We start from the raw sequence: 18,952 nt of genomic DNA, 5'->3' as shown, positions 1-18,952 counted from the left end.
GAATGCAGCTGCCTGCATCCCATCGACCCTTCGGAGGACATCCCCGTGCGATTTCTTGCTGCCGCCAGCCTTGCCCTGCTCACCTCGTCCCCGGCTTTCGCCGCCACCGAAGTCCACTGGTGGCACGCAATGGGCGGCGAACTGGGCGCCAAGCTCGAAGAGATCGTCAAGGGCTTCAACGAAAGCCAGTCCGACTACGTCGTGATCCCGTCCTACAAGGGCAGCTATCCCGAAACGTTGACCGCCACGATGGCCGCCTTCCGCGCCAAGCAGCAGCCCGCGATCGTGCAGGTGTTCGAGGTCGGCACCGGGACCATGATGGCCGCCAAGGGCGCGACCCGCCCCGTCTACAAGCTGATGCAGGACGAGGGCGAGGCATTCGACCCCAAGAGCTACGTGACCGCCGTGGTCGGCTATTACACCGACCCCGAGGGCAACATGCTGTCGCTGCCCTTCAACAGCTCGACCCCGATCTTCTATTACAACAAGGACGTGTTCCAGAAGGCCGGGCTTGACCCCGAGACGCCGCCCAAGACCTGGGCCGAGGTCGAGGACTTCAGCAAGAAGATCATGGAGTCGGGGGCGGCAAAGTGCGGCTTTACCACGGGGTGGATCAGCTGGATCCAGACCGAGAACCTCAGCGCCTGGCACAACCAGCCGATCGGGACCGAACAGAACGGCTTTGGCGGCCCTGCGGCGCGGCTGTCGCTGAACGGGCCGGTCCAGGTGAAGCACTGGGGCAACCTGAAGAAGTGGGCCGACGAGGGCGTGTTCATGTACGGCGGCCCGACCGACGGCGACAACGCCCCGCCGATGTTCTACAGCCAGGAATGCGCGATGTACATGAACAGCTCGGCTAGCCGGGCGGGCGTCGTCGCCAACGCCAAGGACTTCAAGGTCGGCTTCGGCATGCTGCCCTATTATGACGACGTCGCGGGCGCGCCGCAGAACAGCATCATCGGCGGCGCCACGCTGTGGGTGATGGAGGGCCGCCCGGCCGAGGAATACAAGGGCGTCGCCAAGTTCTTCACCTATCTTTCCAGCCCCGAGGTGCAGGCCGACTGGCACCAGTTCTCGGGCTATCTGCCGATCACCCGGGCGGCGGAGGACCTGACCAGGCAGCAGGGGTTCTATGAAAAGAACCCGGGTTCGGACGTCGGCGTCCGGCAGATCACGCTGAACGAGCCGACCGAGAACTCCAAGGGCCTGCGCTTTGGCAACTACGTGCAGATCCGCACGATCATCGACGAGGAGTTCGAGCAGTTGCTGGCCGGCAAGAAGGACGCCCAGGGCGCGCTGGACGCGGTCGTGGAACGCGGCAACGCCCTGCTGGCCGAGTTCGAGGCGCAGAACAAGTAACGCGGCACCTCGCCCTGTTCCGGGCCGGCGCCCCCGCGCGCCGGCCCCTTCCTTCGCAGAAGGCTCCCTCCGGATGAAGCGCGCGCTGTTTGGCAACCGACTGCTGCCGTGGCTGCTGCTGGCGCCCCAGCTAGCGGTGACGGCGATCTTCTTCCTGTGGCCCGCAGCGCAGGCGATCCGGCAAAGTTTCCTGCGCGAGGATGCGTTCGGGCTGAGCACCAGCTTCGTCGGGCTCGCCAACTATGCCGCCTTGTGGGGCAGCGCCGAGTATCTGAACGCGGTCCGCGTCACCGCGATCTTCGCTGTCGCGACCACCTTGCTGTCGCTGGGCGTTGCCCTGGTCCTCGCGTTGGCCGTCGACCGGCTGGTGCGCGCCGGCAAGGTCTATACCACGCTGCTGGTCTGGCCCTACGCGGTCGCCCCGGCGGTCGCGGGCATTCTGTGGTGGTTCATCTTCAACCCGACCGTCGGCCTGCTGCCCTATGTCCTTGACCGCGTCGGCTATGACTGGAACCACCTGATGCGTCCGCGCGACGCCATGATCCTCGTGGTCCTCGCCAGCGCCTGGAGCCGGATCAGCTATTGCTTCCTGTTCTTCGTCGCCGGCCTGCAATCGATTCCGCAAAGCCTGCACGAGGCAGCGGCCATCGACGGCGCCGGGCCGGTCAAGCGGTTCTTCACCATCACCCTGCCGCTGCTGTCGCCGACGACCTTCTTCCTGCTGGTCGTCAACATCGTCTACGCGATGTTCGAGACTTTCGGCGTGATCGACGCGACCACCGAGGGCGGCCCGGCGCAATCGACCAACATCATGGTCTACAAGGTCTGGTTCGACGGCTTCATCGGCCAGAACCTCGGCAGTTCCGCCGCGCAGTCGGTGATCCTGATGCTGATCGTGATCGCCCTCACCGTCATCCAGTTCCGCTGGATCGAAAAGCGGGTCGCCTACTGATGGTCGAGGATCGCCCGCTGCTGAACCTGCTGGCTCATCTGGTGCTGATCGTCGGCGTCGCGGTCGTCGCCATGCCGCTGTGGATCGCCTTCGTCGCCTCGACGCATGGGCCGAACGATTTCATGTCGGGCGTGGTCCCGATCCTGCCGGGGCCCCACCTGGTCGAGAACTATTCCCGCATGTTCAGCACCGGCGTCAGCACCTCGGGCATGCCGCCGGTGGGGCGGATGCTGCTGAACAGCGCGATCATGGCCCTGTCGATCTCGATCGGAAAGATCGCCATCTCGATCCTGTCGGCCTTCGCGATCGTCTATTTCCGCTTTCCGCTGCGGATGCTGGCCTTCTGGGTGATCTTCGCCACCCTGATGCTGCCGGTCGAGGTGCGGATCGTGCCGACCTACAAGGTGGTCGCCGACCTTGGCCTGCTGAACACCTATGCCGGGCTCTCTATCCCGCTGATCGCCTCGGCCACCGCGACGTTCCTGTTCCGCCAGCTGTTCCTGACCATGCCGGACGAGCTGACCGAGGCGGCCCGCATCGACGGCGCCGGCCCGATGAAGTTCTTCCGCGACATCCTGCTGCCCCTGTCGCGGACCAACATCGCGGCGCTGTTCGTCATCATGTTCATCTACGGCTGGAACCAGTATCTGTGGCCGCTGCTGGTGACGACCAGCAGCGACAAGTACACCATCGTCGCCGGGATCAAGCGCATGGCCGACGTCGCCGACGCGCAGCCGCAATGGCACCTGGTGATGGCGACCGCGATCCTCGCGGTGCTGCCGCCGCTGCTCGTCGTCGTCCTGATGCAGCGGCTGTTCGTCAAGGGCCTGGTCGAGACGGAGAAGTAGATTGGCGCGCATCACCCTCAACGGCGTCGGCAAGGTCTATCCCGGCGGCACCCGTGCGGTCGGCGGCGTCGATCTCGACGTCGCGGATGGCGAGTTCGTGGTCCTCGTCGGCCCGTCGGGCTGTGGCAAGTCCACGCTGCTGCGGATGATCGCGGGGCTGGAGACGATCACCGAGGGGACCGTCTCGATCGGGGACCGGGTGGTCAACGACATCGAGCCCGCCGGCCGCGACATCGCCATGGTGTTCCAGAACTATGCGCTTTACCCGCATATGAGCGTGCGCCAGAACCTCGCCTACGGTCTGAAGAACCGTCGCACCCCTGCGGCCGAGATCGCCCGCCGCGTGGACGAGGCCGCGCGGATGCTTGAACTCGCCCCCTATCTCGACCGCAAGCCGCGTCAGCTGTCGGGCGGCCAGCGTCAGCGTGTCGCCATGGGCCGCGCCATCGTGCGCGAGCCGGCGGCCTTCCTGTTCGACGAACCGCTGTCGAACCTTGACGCCAAGCTGCGCGGGGTCATGCGGTGGGAGATCAAGACCCTGCAGCGGCGGCTGGCCACGACCGCGATCTATGTCACCCACGATCAGGTCGAGGCGATGACCCTGGGCGACCGGCTGGTGGTGCTGAACGGCGGCCGGGTGGAACAGATCGGCACCCCGCTCGAGGTCTATCGCCGCCCGGCCTCGGTCTTTGTCGCAGGTTTCATCGGGTCGACGCCGATGAACCTGGTGCGGTCGGACGTGCTGCCCGGGCTGGCTCGGCCCGGCACGACCGTCGGCATCCGCCCCGAGGATCTGGTGCCGTCCCCGGACGGCGCGCTGTCCATGCAGGTGAGCGGGATCGAGGAACTGGGCGTAAGCCGCCTGGTCCACGGCGTGATCGGCGGCGAGCGCGTGTCGGTGGTGGTGCCGCCCGATTTCCAGCCGTCCGAGCCGCTGAGGCTTTCCGTGCGGCCGGGTGCGATGCACCTGTTCGATGCCGCCACCGGCCTGCGCCGTGAGGGCTCCTGATCGATCGCAAGGCGGACGCGGACCCCGGTCCTCGCCCCTGGGGCGGGCCCGCGGGGTTTTGACAGACCGTCCGGTCGGGTCACAAACGCGAATGCCGGGGCCCGGTATGGGCCCCGGCGGACAGGTCGCGGATCAGCAGGTCAACCGATCACTTCTGCCAGCTTTTCACCAGCTCGTCATAGTTGACGGTCTGCGGCTCCGGGTCCTCGTTGTCCAGCTTCAGCTGGGGGGCGATGCCACCCGCCTTGACGGCCTCGGCGTTCCACCAGGCGAGGTCATGCTCTTCGGCCAGCTTGGGGCCGATGTCGCCCTGCACCCCGGCCTTTTCCAGCCGCGCCATCACCTTTTCCTGTTCGGCGCACAGGCTGTCCATCGCCTCTTGCGCGGTCTTGGCGCCGGAGGACGCGTCACCGATCGCCTGCCACCACAGCTGCGCCAGCTTGGGATAGTCGGGCACGTTGGTGCCGGTCGGCGACCACTGCAGGCGGGCCGGCGAGCGATAGAACTCGATCAGGCCGCCCAGCTTGGGGGCGCGGTCGGTGAAGGACTGGTGGTCCAGCGTCGACTGGCGGATGAAGGTCAGGCCGGTGTGGCTTTTCTTCACGTCGACGGTTTTCGAGGTGACGAACTGCGCGTACAGCCAGGCGGCCTTGGCGCGGTCGTCCGGGGTGGACTTCAGCAGGGTCCACGACCCGGCGTCCTGGTAGCCCAGCTTCATGCCGTCCTTCCAGTAGGCGCCGTGCGGCGAGGGCGCAAAGCGCCACTTCGGCGTGCCGTCCGCGTTCACCACCGGTAGGCCGTCCTTGACGAAATCGGCGGTGAAGGCGGTGTAGGTGAACATCTGCTGCGCGACCTCGCCCTGGCTCGGCACCGGGCCGCTTTCCGAGAAGGTCATGCCCTGTGCGGCCGGCGGCGCGTACTTGCTCATCCAGTCGAGGTATTTCTGGATCGCATAGACCGAAGCCGGCCCGTTGGTGTCGCCGCCGCGCGCGACGCAGGACCCGACCGGGCGATCGTTCTCGTCCACGCGGATGCCCCATTCATCGACCGGTTTGCCGTTCGGGATGCCCTTGTCGCCGTTTCCGGCCATCGACAGCCACGCATCGGTGAAGCGCCAGCCGAGCGAGGGGTCCTTCTTGCCATAGTCCATGTGGCCGTAGACCTTCTTGCCGTCGATCTCGCGGCCGGTGAAGAACTCGGCGATGTCCTCGTAGGCCGACCAGGTGACAGGGACGCCCAGGTCATAGCCGTACTTGGCCTTGAAGTCGTCCTTGTTTTTCTGGTCGTCGAACCAGTCCTTGCGGAAGAAATAGAGGTTCGCGAACTGCTGGTCGGGCAGCTGGTACATCTGCCCGTCGGGCGCGGTGGTGAACGACTTGCCGATGAAGTCGTCGATGTCGAGTTTCGGATTGGTCACGTCCTTGCCGGCATTGGCCATCCAGTCGGTCAGGCTGCGGGCCTGTTGATAGCGCCAGTGGGTGCCGATCAGGTCGCTGTCGTTGACATAGGCGTCATAGACGTTCTCGCCCGACTGCATCTGGGTCTGCAGCTTTTCGACGACGTCGCCCTCGCCGATCAGGTCGTGGGTCAGCTTGATCCCGGTGATCGCGGTGAACGCCGGGGCGAGGACCTTGGATTCGTATTCATGGGTGGTGATCGTTTCCGACACCACGTTGATCTCCATCCCCGCGAAGGGCTTGGCGGCGTCGATGAACCATTGCATCTCGGCTTCCTGGTCCGCGCGGGACAGGGTCGAGAGATCGCCGATCTCCTTGTCGAGGAAGGCCTTGGCCTCCTCGATCCCGGCCAGCGCCGCGCCGGGCGCGCCGGTGGCCATCAGCGCCAGCGCGATGGCCGTCGTCAGGTGCAGTTTCATGTTCCGTCCTCCCTGATGGGCCGTTCCGGCCCGTTGTCACACCCAGCGGAACACCGCGAGGGCGTAGATGCAAGAAATAGCCAGCCCGCCCCAGTCCGGGCTTCCCCCGAACCCGACCCAGGCGAGATTGATGAAGGCGCTGCCCAGCAGGCTGATGAACAGCCGGTCGCCGCGCGTCGTGGCGATCCCCAGGATGCCGCGGCGGGGGGGTTCGGGGTCGCGGATGGCCAGCCATGTGAAGGCCAGCAACAACGCCGCGATGATCCAGTAGAACAGCGCGGTCGGAAAGGTCCATGCCATCCAACCGCCGGGGTTGAGGCTGCCGAACCAGTCCCGCTCGCCGTCCTCGGCCGGCACGATCGAGACGAGCCAGCCGAGAACGCCCAGCATCGCAAGGGCGGCGACGGCGAAGCCGGTGTTGACGGCGCGGGTCATCACACCCTCCCCAATGCAAAGCCCTTGGCGATGTAGTTCCGCACGAACCAGATCACCAACGCGCCCGGAATGATCGTCAGCACGCCCGCCGCGGCCAGTACCCCCCAGTCCAGCCCCGAGGCCGACACGGTGCGGGTCATCGTCGCGGCGATCGGCTTGGCGTTGACCGAGGTCAGCGTGCGCGACAGCAGCAGCTCGACCCACGAGAACATGAAGCAGAAGAACGCCGCCACCCCGATTCCCGAGGCGATCAGCGGCATGAAGATGCGGACGAAGAAGCGCTGAAAGGAATAGCCGTCGACATAGGCGGTCTCGTCGATCTCGCGCGGGACGCCCGACATGAAGCCTTCCAGAATCCACACCGCCAGCGGGACGTTGAACAGGCAATGCGCCAGCGCCACGGCGATATGGGTGTCGAACAGGCCGACCGCCGAATAAAGCTGGAAGAACGGCAGCGCAAAGACCGCCGGCGGCGCCATCCGGTTCGTGAGCAGCCAGAAGAACAGGTGCTTGTCGCCCATGAACCGGTAGCGGCTGAACGCATAGGCCGCCGGCAGCGCGACGGCGACCGAAATCACCGTGTTCAGGCCGACATAGATCATGCTGTTGACATAGCCCATGTACCAGCTGGGGTCGGTCAGGATGGTGCGATAATTGGCGAAGGTCAGGTGGCGCGGAAACAGGCTGAAGTCGCCGGTGATCTCTGCGTTCGTCTTGAAGCTCATGTTCACGAGCCAGTAGATCGGGACCAGCAGGAACAGCAGGTACAGCGTCATGACCAACGCCGATCCCCAGCCCTTGTGATCGCGCGGGGCAGCCATCACAGCGTCTCCTTCTGGGCGGTCATCACGGTGTAGAACACCCAGGAAATCAGCAGGATCACCAGGAAATAGATCAGGCTGAAGGCTGCGGCCGGCCCCAGGTCGAACTGGCCGATGGCGGTCTTGACGAGGTCGATCGACAGGAAGGTGGTGGCGTTGCCGGGACCGCCACCGGTCAGCACGAACGGCTCGGTATAGATCATGAAGCTGTCCATGAACCGCAGCAGCACGGCGATCAGCAGCACGCCCGACATCTTGGGCAGCTCGATATAGCGGAACACGCTCCACCGGCTGGCCTGATCGATGCGCGCGGCCTGGTAATAGGCGTCGGGGATGGATTGCAGCCCAGCATAACACAGCAGCGCCACAAGGCTGGTCCAGTGCCACACGTCCATTACGATGATCGTGACCCAGGCGTCGACGGGGTCGTTGACGTAGTTATAGTCGAACCCCATCGCCGCCAGCGCCCGGCCCAGCAGGCCGATATCCACCCGTCCGAACACCTGCCAGATGGTGCCGACGACGTTCCACGGGATCAGCAGCGGCAGAGCCATCAGCACCAGGCAGAGGCTTGCCCAGAAGCCGCGTTTCGGCATGTTCAGCGCAACGAAGATGCCAAGCGGGATCTCGATGGCGAGGATGATGGCCGAGAACAGGATCTGCCGGCCGAGCGCGGCGCGGATGCGGTCGCTGCCCAGCACCTCGCGGAACCAGTCCAGGCCGTTCCAGAAGAACTGGTTGTTCCCGAACGTGTCCTGCACCGAGTAGTTCACCACCGTCATCAGCGGGATGACGGCCGAGAAGGCGACCAGCAGCAGGACCGGAAGGACGAGCAGCCAGGCGCGGTTGTTCAGCGGCTTGTCCATCAGGCGGCCCTTCCCTGCGGCTCGACGCGCCAGTCGTCGACGAAGACTCCGACCCGGGCGGGATCCAGGATGACGCGGTCAGGCGCCGCCGGGATCGTTCCGCCCTCGGGCACTGTGACGTTGAAGGGCTGGCCGGCGACCTGCCCGCGGACGATGCGGTGACGGCCCACATCCTCGATGCGGGCCGCGTGAAACGGCAGGCCCGGCCCGCCCTCGGCCAGCCGCACGGCGTCCGGGCGGATGCCGATCTGGCCCTGGGCCGGGGCGTAAAGGCCGTCCAGCGGCACGCTCGTCCCCGCCACGATCGCCTGCGCGCCGTCGATCCGGGCGGGCAGCAGGTTCATCCCGGGCGAGCCGATGAAATAGCCGACGAAGGTATGCTCGGGCCGGTCGAACAGCGATTGCGGCGTGCCGGCCTGCACCACCCGGCCCTCGGACATCACCACCACCTCGTCGGCAAAGGTCAGCGCCTCGGTCTGGTCGTGCGTCACATAGATCATCGTGTGCCCGAATTCGCGGTGCAGCGCCTTGAGCTGGGTCCGAAGCTCCCACTTCATGTGCGGGTCGATGACCGTCAGCGGCTCGTCGAACAGGATCGCGTTCACGTCCTGGCGGACCATGCCGCGGCCGAGGCTGATCTTCTGCTTGGCGTCCGCCGTGAGCCCGCGGGCGCGGCGGTCCAGCTGCGTCTCCATCCCGATCATGCGAGCGATGGCGTCCACCCGCGCGGCGATCTGGGCGGCAGGAACGCCGCGATTCCGCAGCGGAAAGGCGAGGTTCTGGCGCACCGTCATGGTGTCGTAGACGACCGGGAACTGGAACACCTGGGCGATGTTGCGGTCCGCCGTTGGCAGCCGCGTCACGTCGCGGTCGCCGAACAGCACCCGCCCCCGCGACGGGGTCAGCAGCCCCGAGATGATGTTCAGCAGCGTCGTCTTGCCGCAGCCCGACGACCCCAGCAGCGCATAGGCACCGCCGTCCCGCCAGGTCATCGTCATCGGCTTCAGCGCATAGTCGGCCTGCGACCGGGGGGTGGGCAGATAGCTGTGGGCGAGATCGTCAAGGGTGATGCCGGCCATCGCTCAGGCTGCCTGTGCATAGGGGGCGGGGCGGGCCAGAAGCCCGTCCGAGCCGAACAGATAGACATGGGCCGGATCCAGCCAGACGGTCAGCGCCTGGCCCGGCTCGGGCCGGTGGACGCCGTCCACCAGCGCGATCCAGCGATCGCCCGAATGGTCGAGATGCAGATAGCTTTCGGCCCCGGTGACCTCGCTCGCCCGCAGCCGGGCCGGCAGGGCGAGTGCCCCCGGTGCGCCTCCCGAAAGCCGGAGGTGGTTCGCCCGGAAGCCCGCCTGATAGGTCCCGTCCGGCAGGCCCGGCACGTCCCATTCGGCCTCGCCCAGACGCGCGCGACCGTTGCGGATCACGGCCTGGGCAAAATTCATCGGCGGGTCGGAAAACACCCGCGCCGTGGTGGCGTCGCGGGGGGCGCGATAGACCTCGGGGGTGGGGCCGAACTGGGTGATGCGCCCTTCCCACAGGGTTGCGGTGTTGCCGCCCAGCAGAAGCGCTTCCTCGGGCTCGGTCGTGGCATAGACGAAGATCGCGCCGGATTCCGAGAATATCCGCGGGATCTCGGCCCGCAGCTCTTCGCGCAGCTTGTAGTCGAGGTTTGCCAGCGGCTCGTCCAGCATCACCAGCCCCGCGCCCTTGACGAGGGCGCGCGCCAGCGCGGTGCGCTGCTGCTGGCCGCCCGACAGCTCCAGCGGCCGGCGTTCCAGCATCGGGGTCAGGCGCATCATCTCGGCGGTCTGGCGCACGCGGCTGTCGACCTGCGCGCGGGGCACCCCCTGCAGCCGCAGGGGCGAGGCAATGTTGTCGTAAACGCTCATCGAGGGGTAGTTGATGAACTGCTGATAGACCATCGCCACCCCCCGGTCCTGCACCCGGACCCCGGTGACATCGGCGCCGTTCCACAGGATGCTGCCGCTGGTCGGCGCGTCCAGTCCGGCCATCAGCCGCATCAGCGTGGTCTTGCCCGCGCGCGTCGGACCCAGCAGCACGTTCATCGTCCCGGGCAGCAGCCGAAGATCGGTCGGATGGATCCAGACCTCGTCGCCGATTGCGCGGCTGATGCCCTGCAGTTCCAGCGTCATGCCGCCGCCCTCAGCCGAAGCGGTCCGGAAAGCCGGCAAGCGGTCATGGCCGTGTGCTTTCTTCCGGGCCTGCAGGCGCCGGCGGCGTTGCGGGCGATGCCGCATCCGTCGATCCCGCCTGGGGTGATGAACAGGTCCGTGGTGTCGCGCATTCCAGCCCCTTCTGATGAGCAGATCGATCACGAGTGCGGGCGGGCTTGTCAACGGTTTTTCGTTTTCGCGCGCAAATTTTCGTTTGCACGCGGAGGATCCCCTGCTAACGGTCGGCAGGGGAGATCACATGGTGCACAGCCTCAGACAGCTCGATATCCTCAAGCTTGCCCGGGCCGCTGGCTGGGTCGAGGTCGAGGATCTTGCACAGCGTTTCGAGGTCTCGGCCCAGACGATCCGCCGCGACCTGGGCGAGCTTGCCGATCAGGGGCTGCTCGACCGGGTGCATGGCGGGGCGGTTCTGGTCGCCGGGGTCAGCAACCTGGGCTATGAGGCGCGCCGCGTGATGCACGAGTCGGCCAAGGACCGGATCGGCCGGTCCTGCGCCTCAATGATCCCCGACAACTCGTCGCTGATCCTGAATATCGGGACCACCACCGAAGCGGTGGCCCGGGCGCTGCTGGAGCACCGGAACCTGACGGTCGTGACCAACAACATGAACGTCGCCAACACGCTCATCGACAACGAAAGCTGCGAGGTGATCGTCGCCGGCGGCATCGTGCGACGGTCGGATGGCGGACTGGTGGGCGACCTGACCAGCGAGTTCCTGGCCAACTTCAAGGTCGACTTCGCCGTCGTCGGATGCTCGGCGCTGGAGATGGACGGCGACGTGCTGGATTTCGATCTGGCCGAGGTGCGGGTCAGCCGCACCATCCTGCGGCAGGCGCGCACCCGGCTGCTGGTCACAGACCTCAGCAAGCTGACCCGGACGGCGCCGGTGCGGATGGGGTCGCTGGCCGACATGGACGCCGTCGTGACCGAAGCGCCCCTGCCCGCGGAACTGCAGGACCGCTGCGCCGGCTGGGGCACGCAATGCGTAACCGAGGCTGTGCACAACGGCGAAACCGATGCGGGGTGACGCCCGCGGCGACAGTTTGGACCGCGCCGTGAGCCTTCGCAATATGGCAGCGGTCCGGTGAACGATCGCGTAAACATCCACCCACCCCGTTCCGGCGATGAGAACGGGCGATGCTCCGGTCTTGTCGGATGGCAAGTCTAGAGAAGACTGTCGCGGTCCACGCGGCTATCCTCGGCCAAAGCCGCCCTGCCGTTCTCCGAGCCCCCCCTGATCCCTACCTCTCGCCGGTGAATCCCCGTCACTCGAGCAGGTCATAGCTGATCACGGTGAAGCTTGGCGGGTTGCCGTCGATCGTCTCCTCGCGGACGATCATCGAATAGCGGCGGCCCTCGCCAAGGGGCGCCGTCATCAGCGGTTCCACGCTGGGCGGGACATACAGCATCAGCGTCTCGTCGGCGGTCGAGCGGGCCAGCATCGGGGGCGCGTCCTCGGCCATGGTCGGGCTGATCCGCTTCGCCCATTCGGCGTCGCCCTGCGCGGAGCGGTTGGTCACGGTGACCTCGATGCGGGCGAGCTGGCCCGAGACGGGATCGCGGGCCGGGTCATAGCTCTCGCCGGTCGCCTCGCGCCGGGCCTTTTCGTCGGCAAAGGCCGTCTGCATGGCGGCGAGGTTCGGAAAGCGGACCTCCCAGTCCTTCACCGACTGGTCGCGGATGATGCGGTCCGCACCCAGCCCGGCCTGCTCGCTGACCAGCGGCGCCGCGGGATCAGCCCCCGAGGCGACGCTGTCAAGAAAGCCCTGCGCATAGCCGCGCAACTGTTCGGCGCCGGCGGCGTCGCCGTATTCGGTGGCCATCCCCGGCCCCAGCGCCAGGCCGACCTTGCCGCCCTTGGGGTCCATGACGAACACGGCCCCGTTGCCCACGTCCATCTTGCCGACCCGCAGCTGGCGCAGCATCGCGGCGGCGAAGGCGTCGGGCTTCATCCCGTGCAAATCGTCGGTGACGATGCTGACCACCTCGATGCCGTGATCGCGGGCTGCCTCGAACGCCTGCTTTTCCATCCGCCCCTTCACCTCGGGGTTCAGGATGCCCAGCGTGTCATAGACGAAGCGGTCAGTCTTGCGGGGGATTGCCTGGGGGTCGGGGGCCGGCAGCAGGTCGCGCGGCGCGGTCGCCTCCAGCCGGGGGGCCGCCTGCACGACCTTGACGCCGCTCTGGTTCGCGATCGCCACGGTGACCGCCTCCATCCGCGCCCCGATGACCCCCGATCAGCTCGGCCTCGAGCTGTTCGGGGGTCATCGCCAGCAGCGCCGGATCGGCAACGATCTCGGCGCCCGGCTGGGCGGGCGGAGCGGCCGCCACGTCGGGCGCCGTAGCCGCGCCGGCCGGCTGCCCGCTGTCGCCGGGGGCGGCCATCTCGGGCGGCGGCGCAGCCGCCCCGGACCCGGCGGCCCCCGCGGGCTCGCCCCCGCCGGCAGCGGGTGTGTCGCCGGCCACGGCCGGGGGTTCCGCCCGCGCCGCCGATGCGCCGCAATCCGTGCCGCCCGCCTGTTCGCAGCTGTCGGTCCAGCCCGATTCAACCTCCGCGAGGCGGCGGGCCCGACCGGGGTGGGTCTCCCCGTCCTGTTCTGGGGTCAGGGTGCGGATCGCCTGCTTGGTCTGGTCGAGATCCGCGCCCATCTTGTGCAGCACGAAGCCCGAAAAGCGGTCCGCCTCTAGCTCGATCGGCGGTTGACTGCCGCCCGGCACGAGCGTGTGGCCGCCGAGATGGTGGCCGAAAGACGATGCAGCTGAGCAAGAGCTTGAACGGGTGGACATAGCGGTCCGCGCGCCCAGCACATAGGCCCGGGCGGCGCAGCCTGGCGCCAGCGCCACCGCGCCCATCGCCTTGAGCAGGCTGTATTCGAACCGGCGGACGTTTTCCCACGCCAGCGCGGTGACGTCCTTGCGCCCCAGCCGGGCCGCCCGCTTCTGCCCGCAGGCGGCGCAGTATTTTCCGGCCAGCTCTGCACCGCAGTTGCGGCACGAGTCGGTGTGGACGGCGTGGTGTCCGCCTTGTCCTTGGGCAGGGATTGAAGCGGAACGCGCGCCACGCCGGATCTTCCGTGGAAAGAGAGCGCCATCGTCGCATCGACGGGGCGGCGCCCCAACATCTCGTCGTCTGAAGCGCCACTTCTCACGCCTGGGCGGGTCGCCTGCCTTGCAGGACCTCCGGGACTGCCCCCCAAGTGCGCCGGTGCTGGCGATGATCGGGCGCTGGCGGCCCCTGCGCTACCTGCCGAGGGCCCTGCCCCGGCCAAAGCCGTCATCGTGACATCCTAGCGTCGTATTCCTGTCACCTGTTCCGGCTACGCGGGCCGGGAAGCGGACCAAACGCGAAAGGGCCTCCGATGTTCATCCCCTCCCGTCTTTCCATCCTGCTTGGCAGCGCCGCGCTGGTGGCGTTGCCCGGCCTGACGATGGCGGCCGACGTGACCGCGGTCGAATTCAGCAGCACGCCCGCCCCCGCGACGGACGAGGCGATGCTGCGGCCGGTCACCTCGTCGGTCGCCAAGGTCACCTATGCCGACGGCACCACCAGGGATTTTCCGCTGACCTACAACGTGATCTTCAAGAACACCGACGCGTTCGACGGCAAGGCGGCAGGGCAGCTGTATGACGTCAAGGGCGAGCCAATCAAGGACCCGAACGGCGACCTGGTGATCGCCGAGACGCCCGACGCCAACAGCCTGCTGTCGGTGGACGGCAAGCCGTTCCTGGTCACCCATTACGAATACGACTGGATTCTCGGCAATGGCGAGGAAGGCCGCAAGGCCGAAGGCTGGCACGGCCGCATGCCGATGAGCATGACCGTCGCCGCGCTGGCCCAGGGAGAGGACGGCAAGCTGACCCCGACCAGCGTCAAGCCGATCGACTTTTCCAGCGTGGACGGGCTGTGGATCCCCTGCGCCGGCGGCCCGACGCCCTGGGGCACCCACCTGGGGTCGGAAGAGGACTATGACCTGTATTTCACCGTCGCCTCGGGCGAGAAGGAGCTGAAGAAGACCACCGCCGGCGTCAAGGCGCTGAGCGAGGTCTATTTCCGCGGCGAGAAGCAGGCGAACCCCTATGCCTACGGCTTCATCCCGGAAGTCACCGTCAAGGGCGACGGCTCGGCCGCGGTGGTCAAGCATTACTCGATGGGTCGGGCGACGTGGGAACTGGCCCGGGTGATGCCCGACAACCGCACCGCCTATTACGGCGATGACGGCACCAATGTGGGGCTGTTCATGTATGTGGCGGACGCGGAAAAGGATCTGTCGGCGGGAACCCTCTATGCGGCCAAGTGGACGCAAACCTCGGCCGACAACGGCGGTGCCGCCGACATCACCTGGATCAAGCTGGGCCACGCGACCGACGCTGAGGTCAAGGCGCTGATCGACAAGGGCATCACCTTCGACGACATCTTCGAAAGCAAGGCTCCGCCGGCGCCCGTCGAAGAGAAGACGGCCGAGGCTGCCGCAGCCCCCGCCGCCGCCCCCGCCGGCGAGGCGCCCAAGGCCGAGGCTGCAACCGACGCCACCGCCCCGGACCATGCCGCCGAGGGTTTCACCCGGATCCGCGCCGGTCATGGCGGGGACGAATGGCTCAAGCTCAAGCCGGGCATGGAACAGGCCGCCGCGTTCCTCGAACCGCGCCGCTACGCCGCGATGCTGGGTGCGACGACCGAGTTCAACAAGATGGAAGGCGTGGCCGCCGACGACCGGAAGAAGAATCTCTACGTCGCCATGTCCTATATCGAAAAGGGCATGACCAAGGACGAGACGGGTCCCCGGGACGACATCCAGGTCGCCAAGCTCAAGGCCGGCGCGGTCTATGAACTGCCGATGGCCGGCGGGCAGAAGGACCAGAACGGCGAGGCGATCAATTCCGACTGGGTCGGCAACAAGATGGCCGTTCCCGCCGCGCTGCTGGGCGTGGACATCGAGGCCGACGCGCTGGGTAACGTCGCGGACCCGACGAAGATCGCCAACCCCGACAACCTGTTCTTCTCGCCCAAGATGCGGACGCTGTTCGTGGGCGAGGATTCGGGCACTCATGTCAACAACGCGGTCTGGGCCTGGAACGTCGATACCGGGGCGCTGGCGTCGATCCTGTGGCAGCCGTCGGGCGCCGAGGCGACCGGGCTGCAGGTCGTCGACGACATGAACGGCCACGCCTACATCATGGCCAACAACCAGCATCAGGGCGAATGGATCGAGTCGATGCCCGAGGAAGTGTCGAAGCGGCTGGAGGAGCTGGCCCGGACCAGTTTCGGCAGCAACGACAAGGGCACGGCCAAGTTCATGCTCGAGGCCAATATCGGTTATCTGGGCGGCCTGCCGGGGCTGTGATCGCCTGACCGCACGACGGCCGGGCGCCCTTGGGGGCCCGGCCCCTGCCATTTCCGAACCGGGGATCCGTCCATGCTGCGCGCGCTGATCGTCTTTACCGCCCTTGCCGCCGTGCCGGCGCTTGCCGAGGACCCGCCGCGCCCGCCGTTGAAGGGCACGCATCTGTCCCGCGCGCAGATGCCGAACCCCTATGCCCATATCCCGGCCCAGTGCCATGTCGAAACCGCGGGGGGCACCCAGAACGCCTGCCAGTACTGCCACACCGACGGGCTGGCCGGGCGCCGTTTCGGCAACAACGTGCCACAACGGGGCGCCTCGAACGTGCTGGGCGACCTGACGGCCGATTACGCCTTTGCGGCGATCAACTGGCCGTTCACGCCCAACGGCTCGATCAACCCGTGGGAAAACACGCTGCACCCGGAACGGCTGGACGCGGCGCTGGCGGCGACGGGCCAGGACGCGGCGGCCTGGGACATGGCCGCATGGGTGCGTCAGGACAACTGGACCGCCGCGCGGGCCAGGCGCCCCGGCGATCCGCGCCAGTGGGACGGGGCGCGGCTGGACGACCCGTTCCGGCTGTTTCCGGCGCTGAACCCGGCCGACCTGCCGGCGGGCGACGACGGCTTCGTGCGCAGCGCTACCCCGGCCGGGGCGTTCTTCGACGACGGCCGGGGCTGGATCACCGGCTGGCGGTCGGTGAACTTCACCCCCTACGGCATCTTCACGCCGCTGACCGGTTCGGTCTCGGGGATCTATGTCCGCCTGCCGGAACGCTTCATGCGGGACGCGGGCGGGCGGTTCGACCTGGCGACCTATGCCGCGAACCTTGACCTGCTGTCGCAGGCGGTCCAGGACCGGCTGACCGACGCCTCGCCCCGGACCTATGCCGGCGGTGCCGCGGACGATCCGCTGCTGCCCGGGATATACCCGATCGGCACCGAGTTCGCCCATCCGCTGCATTACGTCGACGTCGCGGCCGACGGGTCAAAGGGCGCGCCCTCGCGCTATCCCGGCGCGCGGGCCGAGCGGGTCAAGGAAATCCGCTACATGTACAAGATCCGCCGCTTTGACCCCGAATATGGCGGCCCGCAGATGAAAGAGGAATCCGCCCCTGCCTATGCCAACAGCCGCGAAGGCTGGATCGACAACGGCGCCGGCTGGATGCTGGCCGGCTGGATCGAGGACGCCGGCGGCGCGCTGCGCCCGCAGACACCGTCCGAGCTGGTGCAATGCGTCGGCTGCCATTCCGGCCACATGCCGCAGCCGGAAACCGGCGGCTGGCCGGATTTCCAGTCGGGCGTGGGCGTCACGGTGGACAGCACCTGGGCCCTGCCCCGCCGCCTGCCCGGCGCCGACGGCTGGCGCGAGATGGACTCGATGGGCTACCGCGCCCCCCCCGAGGGCGACGGCATCGGCACCGCCGGCCGGTCCGACCCCGTCAACCGCAAGCTCGGGGTCGGCGAGTTCCGGCATTTCCTCGAATCGGTCGTCGGCGTCAGCCTTTACGGCGACATGCCCGCCAGCGTCGAGCGCTGGCTGGCGGCCACGATCCGCGCGGATGCGGGCTACAGCGCCGATTGGCCCCGCCTGCCGCTGGACGACGCTGCTGCCTATCAGGCCGCGCAAGCCGCCCGCGCCACGCTGCTGCGCGAACTGACCGCGCGCGGCGGCCATCTGGACGCCCGCGGCAACCTGCAGGGTGTGCTGCTGTATCCCCCCGAATCCCAGGCGCTGGAGGCCGCCCGCCGCTATCGCAAGGTGGTGGCGACGCAGCGCCATGATTTCGGCAAGGATGTCTTTCCCGCCACCCCCGCCAGCTTCCGGTATTTCCGCACCGATGACGGGTTCGCCCATCAAGACGGTAGCGCCTATCGCGTCGGTGAGGTCATCACCGACCGCGAGATCGACGGCGACAGGGTCAGCCTGACCTGGGGCGTCGGCATCACCCCGACCGGCATCGACGATTCGCCGGATTACGAGCCGCTTCTCGATTGGCTCGAGGGGGTCGATAACGACTGAAGACGCCTGGTGGGCCGGGCTGCTGGGCTCCCGCACCTGCTCTCCGAACGCTTGCCGGCGACCGCGCCCTGCCTCCGATCGCGCCCTGCCAGCGATCGCGCCCCACCCACGATCGCGTCGGCCAAGGGCGCGCCCCCCCCGATCGGACACCGCCGCCGTCACCGCAGGCCGGTTCAGTAGTTCCCCGGCCGGTCCGCCCGCGCCTCGCCAGACCGGCACCCGACCGAGGCGCATCGACCCGGGCCCGGCGGATATCTGGAAAAAGCATCACCCAAGGATGATGCCGCGGGTCGGCGGCCGGACGCTGCCACCGGCACTGGCCGGCCCGCTTGCGCGATGCGGCCTTGCGGCAACGTGGGTTCAGGGACACCCTTCGCCGCCCCCTCCGGCAGGCAGCCGGCGCGGCGGCCTGATAGCGTGTCGTCATTCGATAGCCACGGTGATAGGTCAGCCGGAAGAAGGTCAGGCAGCCTAATAGCGCGCCGTCATCCGATAGCCGCGGTGATAGGTCAGCCGCACGAAGGTCAGCTCGCGCCCGTCCCACGAGGTCTGGCGCTCGACCCGGAACAGCGCGTCGCCCAAGGCGCAGCCCAGGTGCTGGGCCTGCTCGGCGTCGGCGGCGGTGGCGGAAAAGCTGATCTCGACATTGCTGTAGGGCACCTGCCGGACCAGCCACTCGTTCGGCCCCTCGGCGGTGAAATCGGCGGCGCGGGCGTCGGGCGCCGAATCGAGGCTGATCCAGCGGTCCTCGAACTGATAGGGCTGGCCGTCGGCGAAATGCATGCACAGGATGTGCCGGACCTCGCCGCCCCCCGGCAGCCCCATGCGGGCGCGCAGCCAGTCGGGCGCCGCCCCGACATGCGAGGCGACCAGCGCATAGCGATAGACGGCGCCCTGATCCTCGACCTCGACCCGGACCAGCGGGATGTCCAGCCGTGCCTGGCGCAGCGGCATCTTGCGCACGCGGGTGCCGGCCTTGCGCTTGCGTTCGACCAGGCCATCCTCGACCAGGTCCCGCATCGCGCGGCTGACGGTGGCGCGGGCGGTGCCGAACTCGGCGGCGAGTTCCACCTCGCTGGGCAGCAGCGCCCCGGGAGGCCACGCGCCCCCCTTGATGCGATCGAGGATCGTCGCCTTGACCTCGCGATAGGTGACGTGTCCCGCCATCTTCGCCCTCCCCTTCCCCCAGCCGCCGATCTGGCTTAACCCAAACCATCCGCAGCGGCG

At 67.8% G+C, this 18,952-nt stretch carries 17 protein-coding genes; 7 read left to right on the top strand and 10 right to left on the bottom strand.

Features of this window, described 5'->3' with window-relative positions; genetic code table 11:
- Positions 1-39: 39 nt before the first annotated feature.
- From ugpB to ugpC, 4 genes are all read left to right on the top strand, one after another.
- The gene (gene ugpB / locus IC63_RS04390; protein WP_052041873.1) at positions 40-1,359 is read left to right on the top strand and encodes a sn-glycerol-3-phosphate ABC transporter substrate-binding protein UgpB; all 1,320 of its coding nucleotides are present in this window, start codon (positions 40-42) and stop codon (positions 1,357-1,359) included.
- 73 nt (positions 1,360-1,432) lie between these two features.
- Positions 1,433-2,311, top strand: a complete 879-nt coding sequence (ugpA, locus tag IC63_RS04385; protein WP_036717224.1) for a sn-glycerol-3-phosphate ABC transporter permease UgpA — start codon at positions 1,433-1,435, stop codon at positions 2,309-2,311.
- Positions 2,311-3,159: a sn-glycerol-3-phosphate ABC transporter permease UgpE gene (gene ugpE / locus IC63_RS04380; RefSeq protein ID WP_036717222.1), complete on the top strand. Its 849-nt coding sequence runs from the start codon at positions 2,311-2,313 to the stop codon at positions 3,157-3,159. Before ugpA ends, ugpE begins: the two co-directional genes overlap by 1 nt.
- A 1-nt stretch (position 3,160) precedes the next feature.
- Positions 3,161-4,168, top strand: a complete 1,008-nt coding sequence (gene ugpC, locus IC63_RS04375) for a sn-glycerol-3-phosphate ABC transporter ATP-binding protein UgpC (RefSeq protein WP_036717221.1) — start codon at positions 3,161-3,163, stop codon at positions 4,166-4,168.
- Positions 4,169-4,316: 148 nt separating this feature from the next.
- Here the strand turns inward: ugpC and IC63_RS04370 are convergent, their stop codons facing one another.
- Genes IC63_RS04370 through IC63_RS17895 form a run of 7 tightly spaced genes read right to left on the bottom strand, consistent with a single transcriptional unit; the run spans position 4,317 to position 10,474 of the window.
- The gene (locus IC63_RS04370; protein WP_036717219.1) at positions 4,317-6,044 is read right to left on the bottom strand and encodes an ABC transporter substrate-binding protein; all 1,728 of its coding nucleotides are present in this window, start codon (positions 6,042-6,044) and stop codon (positions 4,317-4,319) included.
- Positions 6,045-6,080: 36 nt separating this feature from the next.
- Positions 6,081-6,479 carry a DUF2160 domain-containing protein gene (locus IC63_RS04365; protein ID WP_036717218.1) on the bottom strand — a complete coding sequence of 133 codons (399 nt, stop codon included), beginning with the start codon at positions 6,477-6,479 and terminating at the stop codon, positions 6,081-6,083.
- The gene (locus tag IC63_RS04360; protein ID WP_036717216.1) at positions 6,479-7,300 is read right to left on the bottom strand and encodes a carbohydrate ABC transporter permease; all 822 of its coding nucleotides are present in this window, start codon (positions 7,298-7,300) and stop codon (positions 6,479-6,481) included. Before IC63_RS04360 ends, IC63_RS04365 begins: the two co-directional genes overlap by 1 nt.
- On the bottom strand, positions 7,300-8,166 hold the full coding sequence (locus tag IC63_RS04355) for a carbohydrate ABC transporter permease (RefSeq protein WP_036717215.1): 867 nt from the start codon (positions 8,164-8,166) through the stop codon (positions 7,300-7,302). The genes IC63_RS04360 and IC63_RS04355 overlap by 1 nt, the downstream gene beginning before the upstream one ends.
- Positions 8,166-9,245, bottom strand: coding sequence for an ABC transporter ATP-binding protein (locus tag IC63_RS04350; RefSeq protein ID WP_036717213.1), 1,080 nt, complete (start codon positions 9,243-9,245; stop codon positions 8,166-8,168). Before IC63_RS04350 ends, IC63_RS04355 begins: the two co-directional genes overlap by 1 nt.
- A 3-nt stretch (positions 9,246-9,248) precedes the next feature.
- Positions 9,249-10,322: an ABC transporter ATP-binding protein gene (locus IC63_RS04345; protein WP_036717212.1), complete on the bottom strand. Its 1,074-nt coding sequence runs from the start codon at positions 10,320-10,322 to the stop codon at positions 9,249-9,251.
- Entirely contained in the window at positions 10,319-10,474 is a 156-nt protein-coding gene (locus tag IC63_RS17895) for a hypothetical protein (protein ID WP_156965352.1), read from the bottom strand. The genes IC63_RS04345 and IC63_RS17895 overlap by 4 nt, the downstream gene beginning before the upstream one ends.
- A gap of 128 nt (positions 10,475-10,602) precedes the next feature.
- Here IC63_RS17895 and IC63_RS04340 point away from each other — a divergent pair, with 128 nt between their 5' ends.
- Positions 10,603-11,391 carry a DeoR/GlpR family DNA-binding transcription regulator gene (locus tag IC63_RS04340; RefSeq protein WP_036717210.1) on the top strand — a complete coding sequence of 263 codons (789 nt, stop codon included), beginning with the start codon at positions 10,603-10,605 and terminating at the stop codon, positions 11,389-11,391.
- Positions 11,392-11,629: 238 nt separating this feature from the next.
- Here IC63_RS04340 and IC63_RS04335 read toward each other — a convergent pair whose 3' ends face one another.
- Together IC63_RS04335 and IC63_RS18430 are read right to left on the bottom strand one after the other, a co-directional pair.
- Complete coding sequence (locus IC63_RS04335) at positions 11,630-12,565, bottom strand: TPM domain-containing protein (RefSeq protein WP_198026248.1); 936 nt, start codon at positions 12,563-12,565, stop codon at positions 11,630-11,632.
- Positions 12,447-13,208: a hypothetical protein gene (locus tag IC63_RS18430; RefSeq protein ID WP_198026247.1), complete on the bottom strand. Its 762-nt coding sequence runs from the start codon at positions 13,206-13,208 to the stop codon at positions 12,447-12,449. Before IC63_RS18430 ends, IC63_RS04335 begins: the two co-directional genes overlap by 119 nt.
- A 515-nt stretch (positions 13,209-13,723) precedes the next feature.
- On the opposite strand from IC63_RS18430, the gene IC63_RS04325 reads away from it, so the two are divergent.
- Entirely contained in the window at positions 13,724-15,706 is a 1,983-nt protein-coding gene (locus IC63_RS04325) for a PhoX family protein (RefSeq protein ID WP_036717206.1), read from the top strand.
- A 72-nt stretch (positions 15,707-15,778) separates the two neighbouring features.
- A complete protein-coding gene (locus IC63_RS04320) occupies positions 15,779-17,725 on the top strand; it encodes a hypothetical protein (RefSeq protein WP_036717204.1) in 1,947 nt (648 codons plus the stop codon).
- 471 nt (positions 17,726-18,196) lie between these two features.
- Here the strand turns inward: IC63_RS04320 and IC63_RS04315 are convergent, their stop codons facing one another.
- The gene (locus tag IC63_RS04315; protein ID WP_036717202.1) at positions 18,197-18,892 is read right to left on the bottom strand and encodes a GntR family transcriptional regulator; all 696 of its coding nucleotides are present in this window, start codon (positions 18,890-18,892) and stop codon (positions 18,197-18,199) included.
- Positions 18,893-18,952: the final 60 nt, after the last annotated feature.

Origin of the sequence: Paracoccus sphaerophysae (genome assembly GCF_000763805.1) — a bacterium.
GTDB classification, from domain to species: domain Bacteria; phylum Pseudomonadota; class Alphaproteobacteria; order Rhodobacterales; family Rhodobacteraceae; genus Paracoccus; species Paracoccus sphaerophysae.
This window is presented reverse-complemented; position numbering and strand designations above follow the sequence as displayed.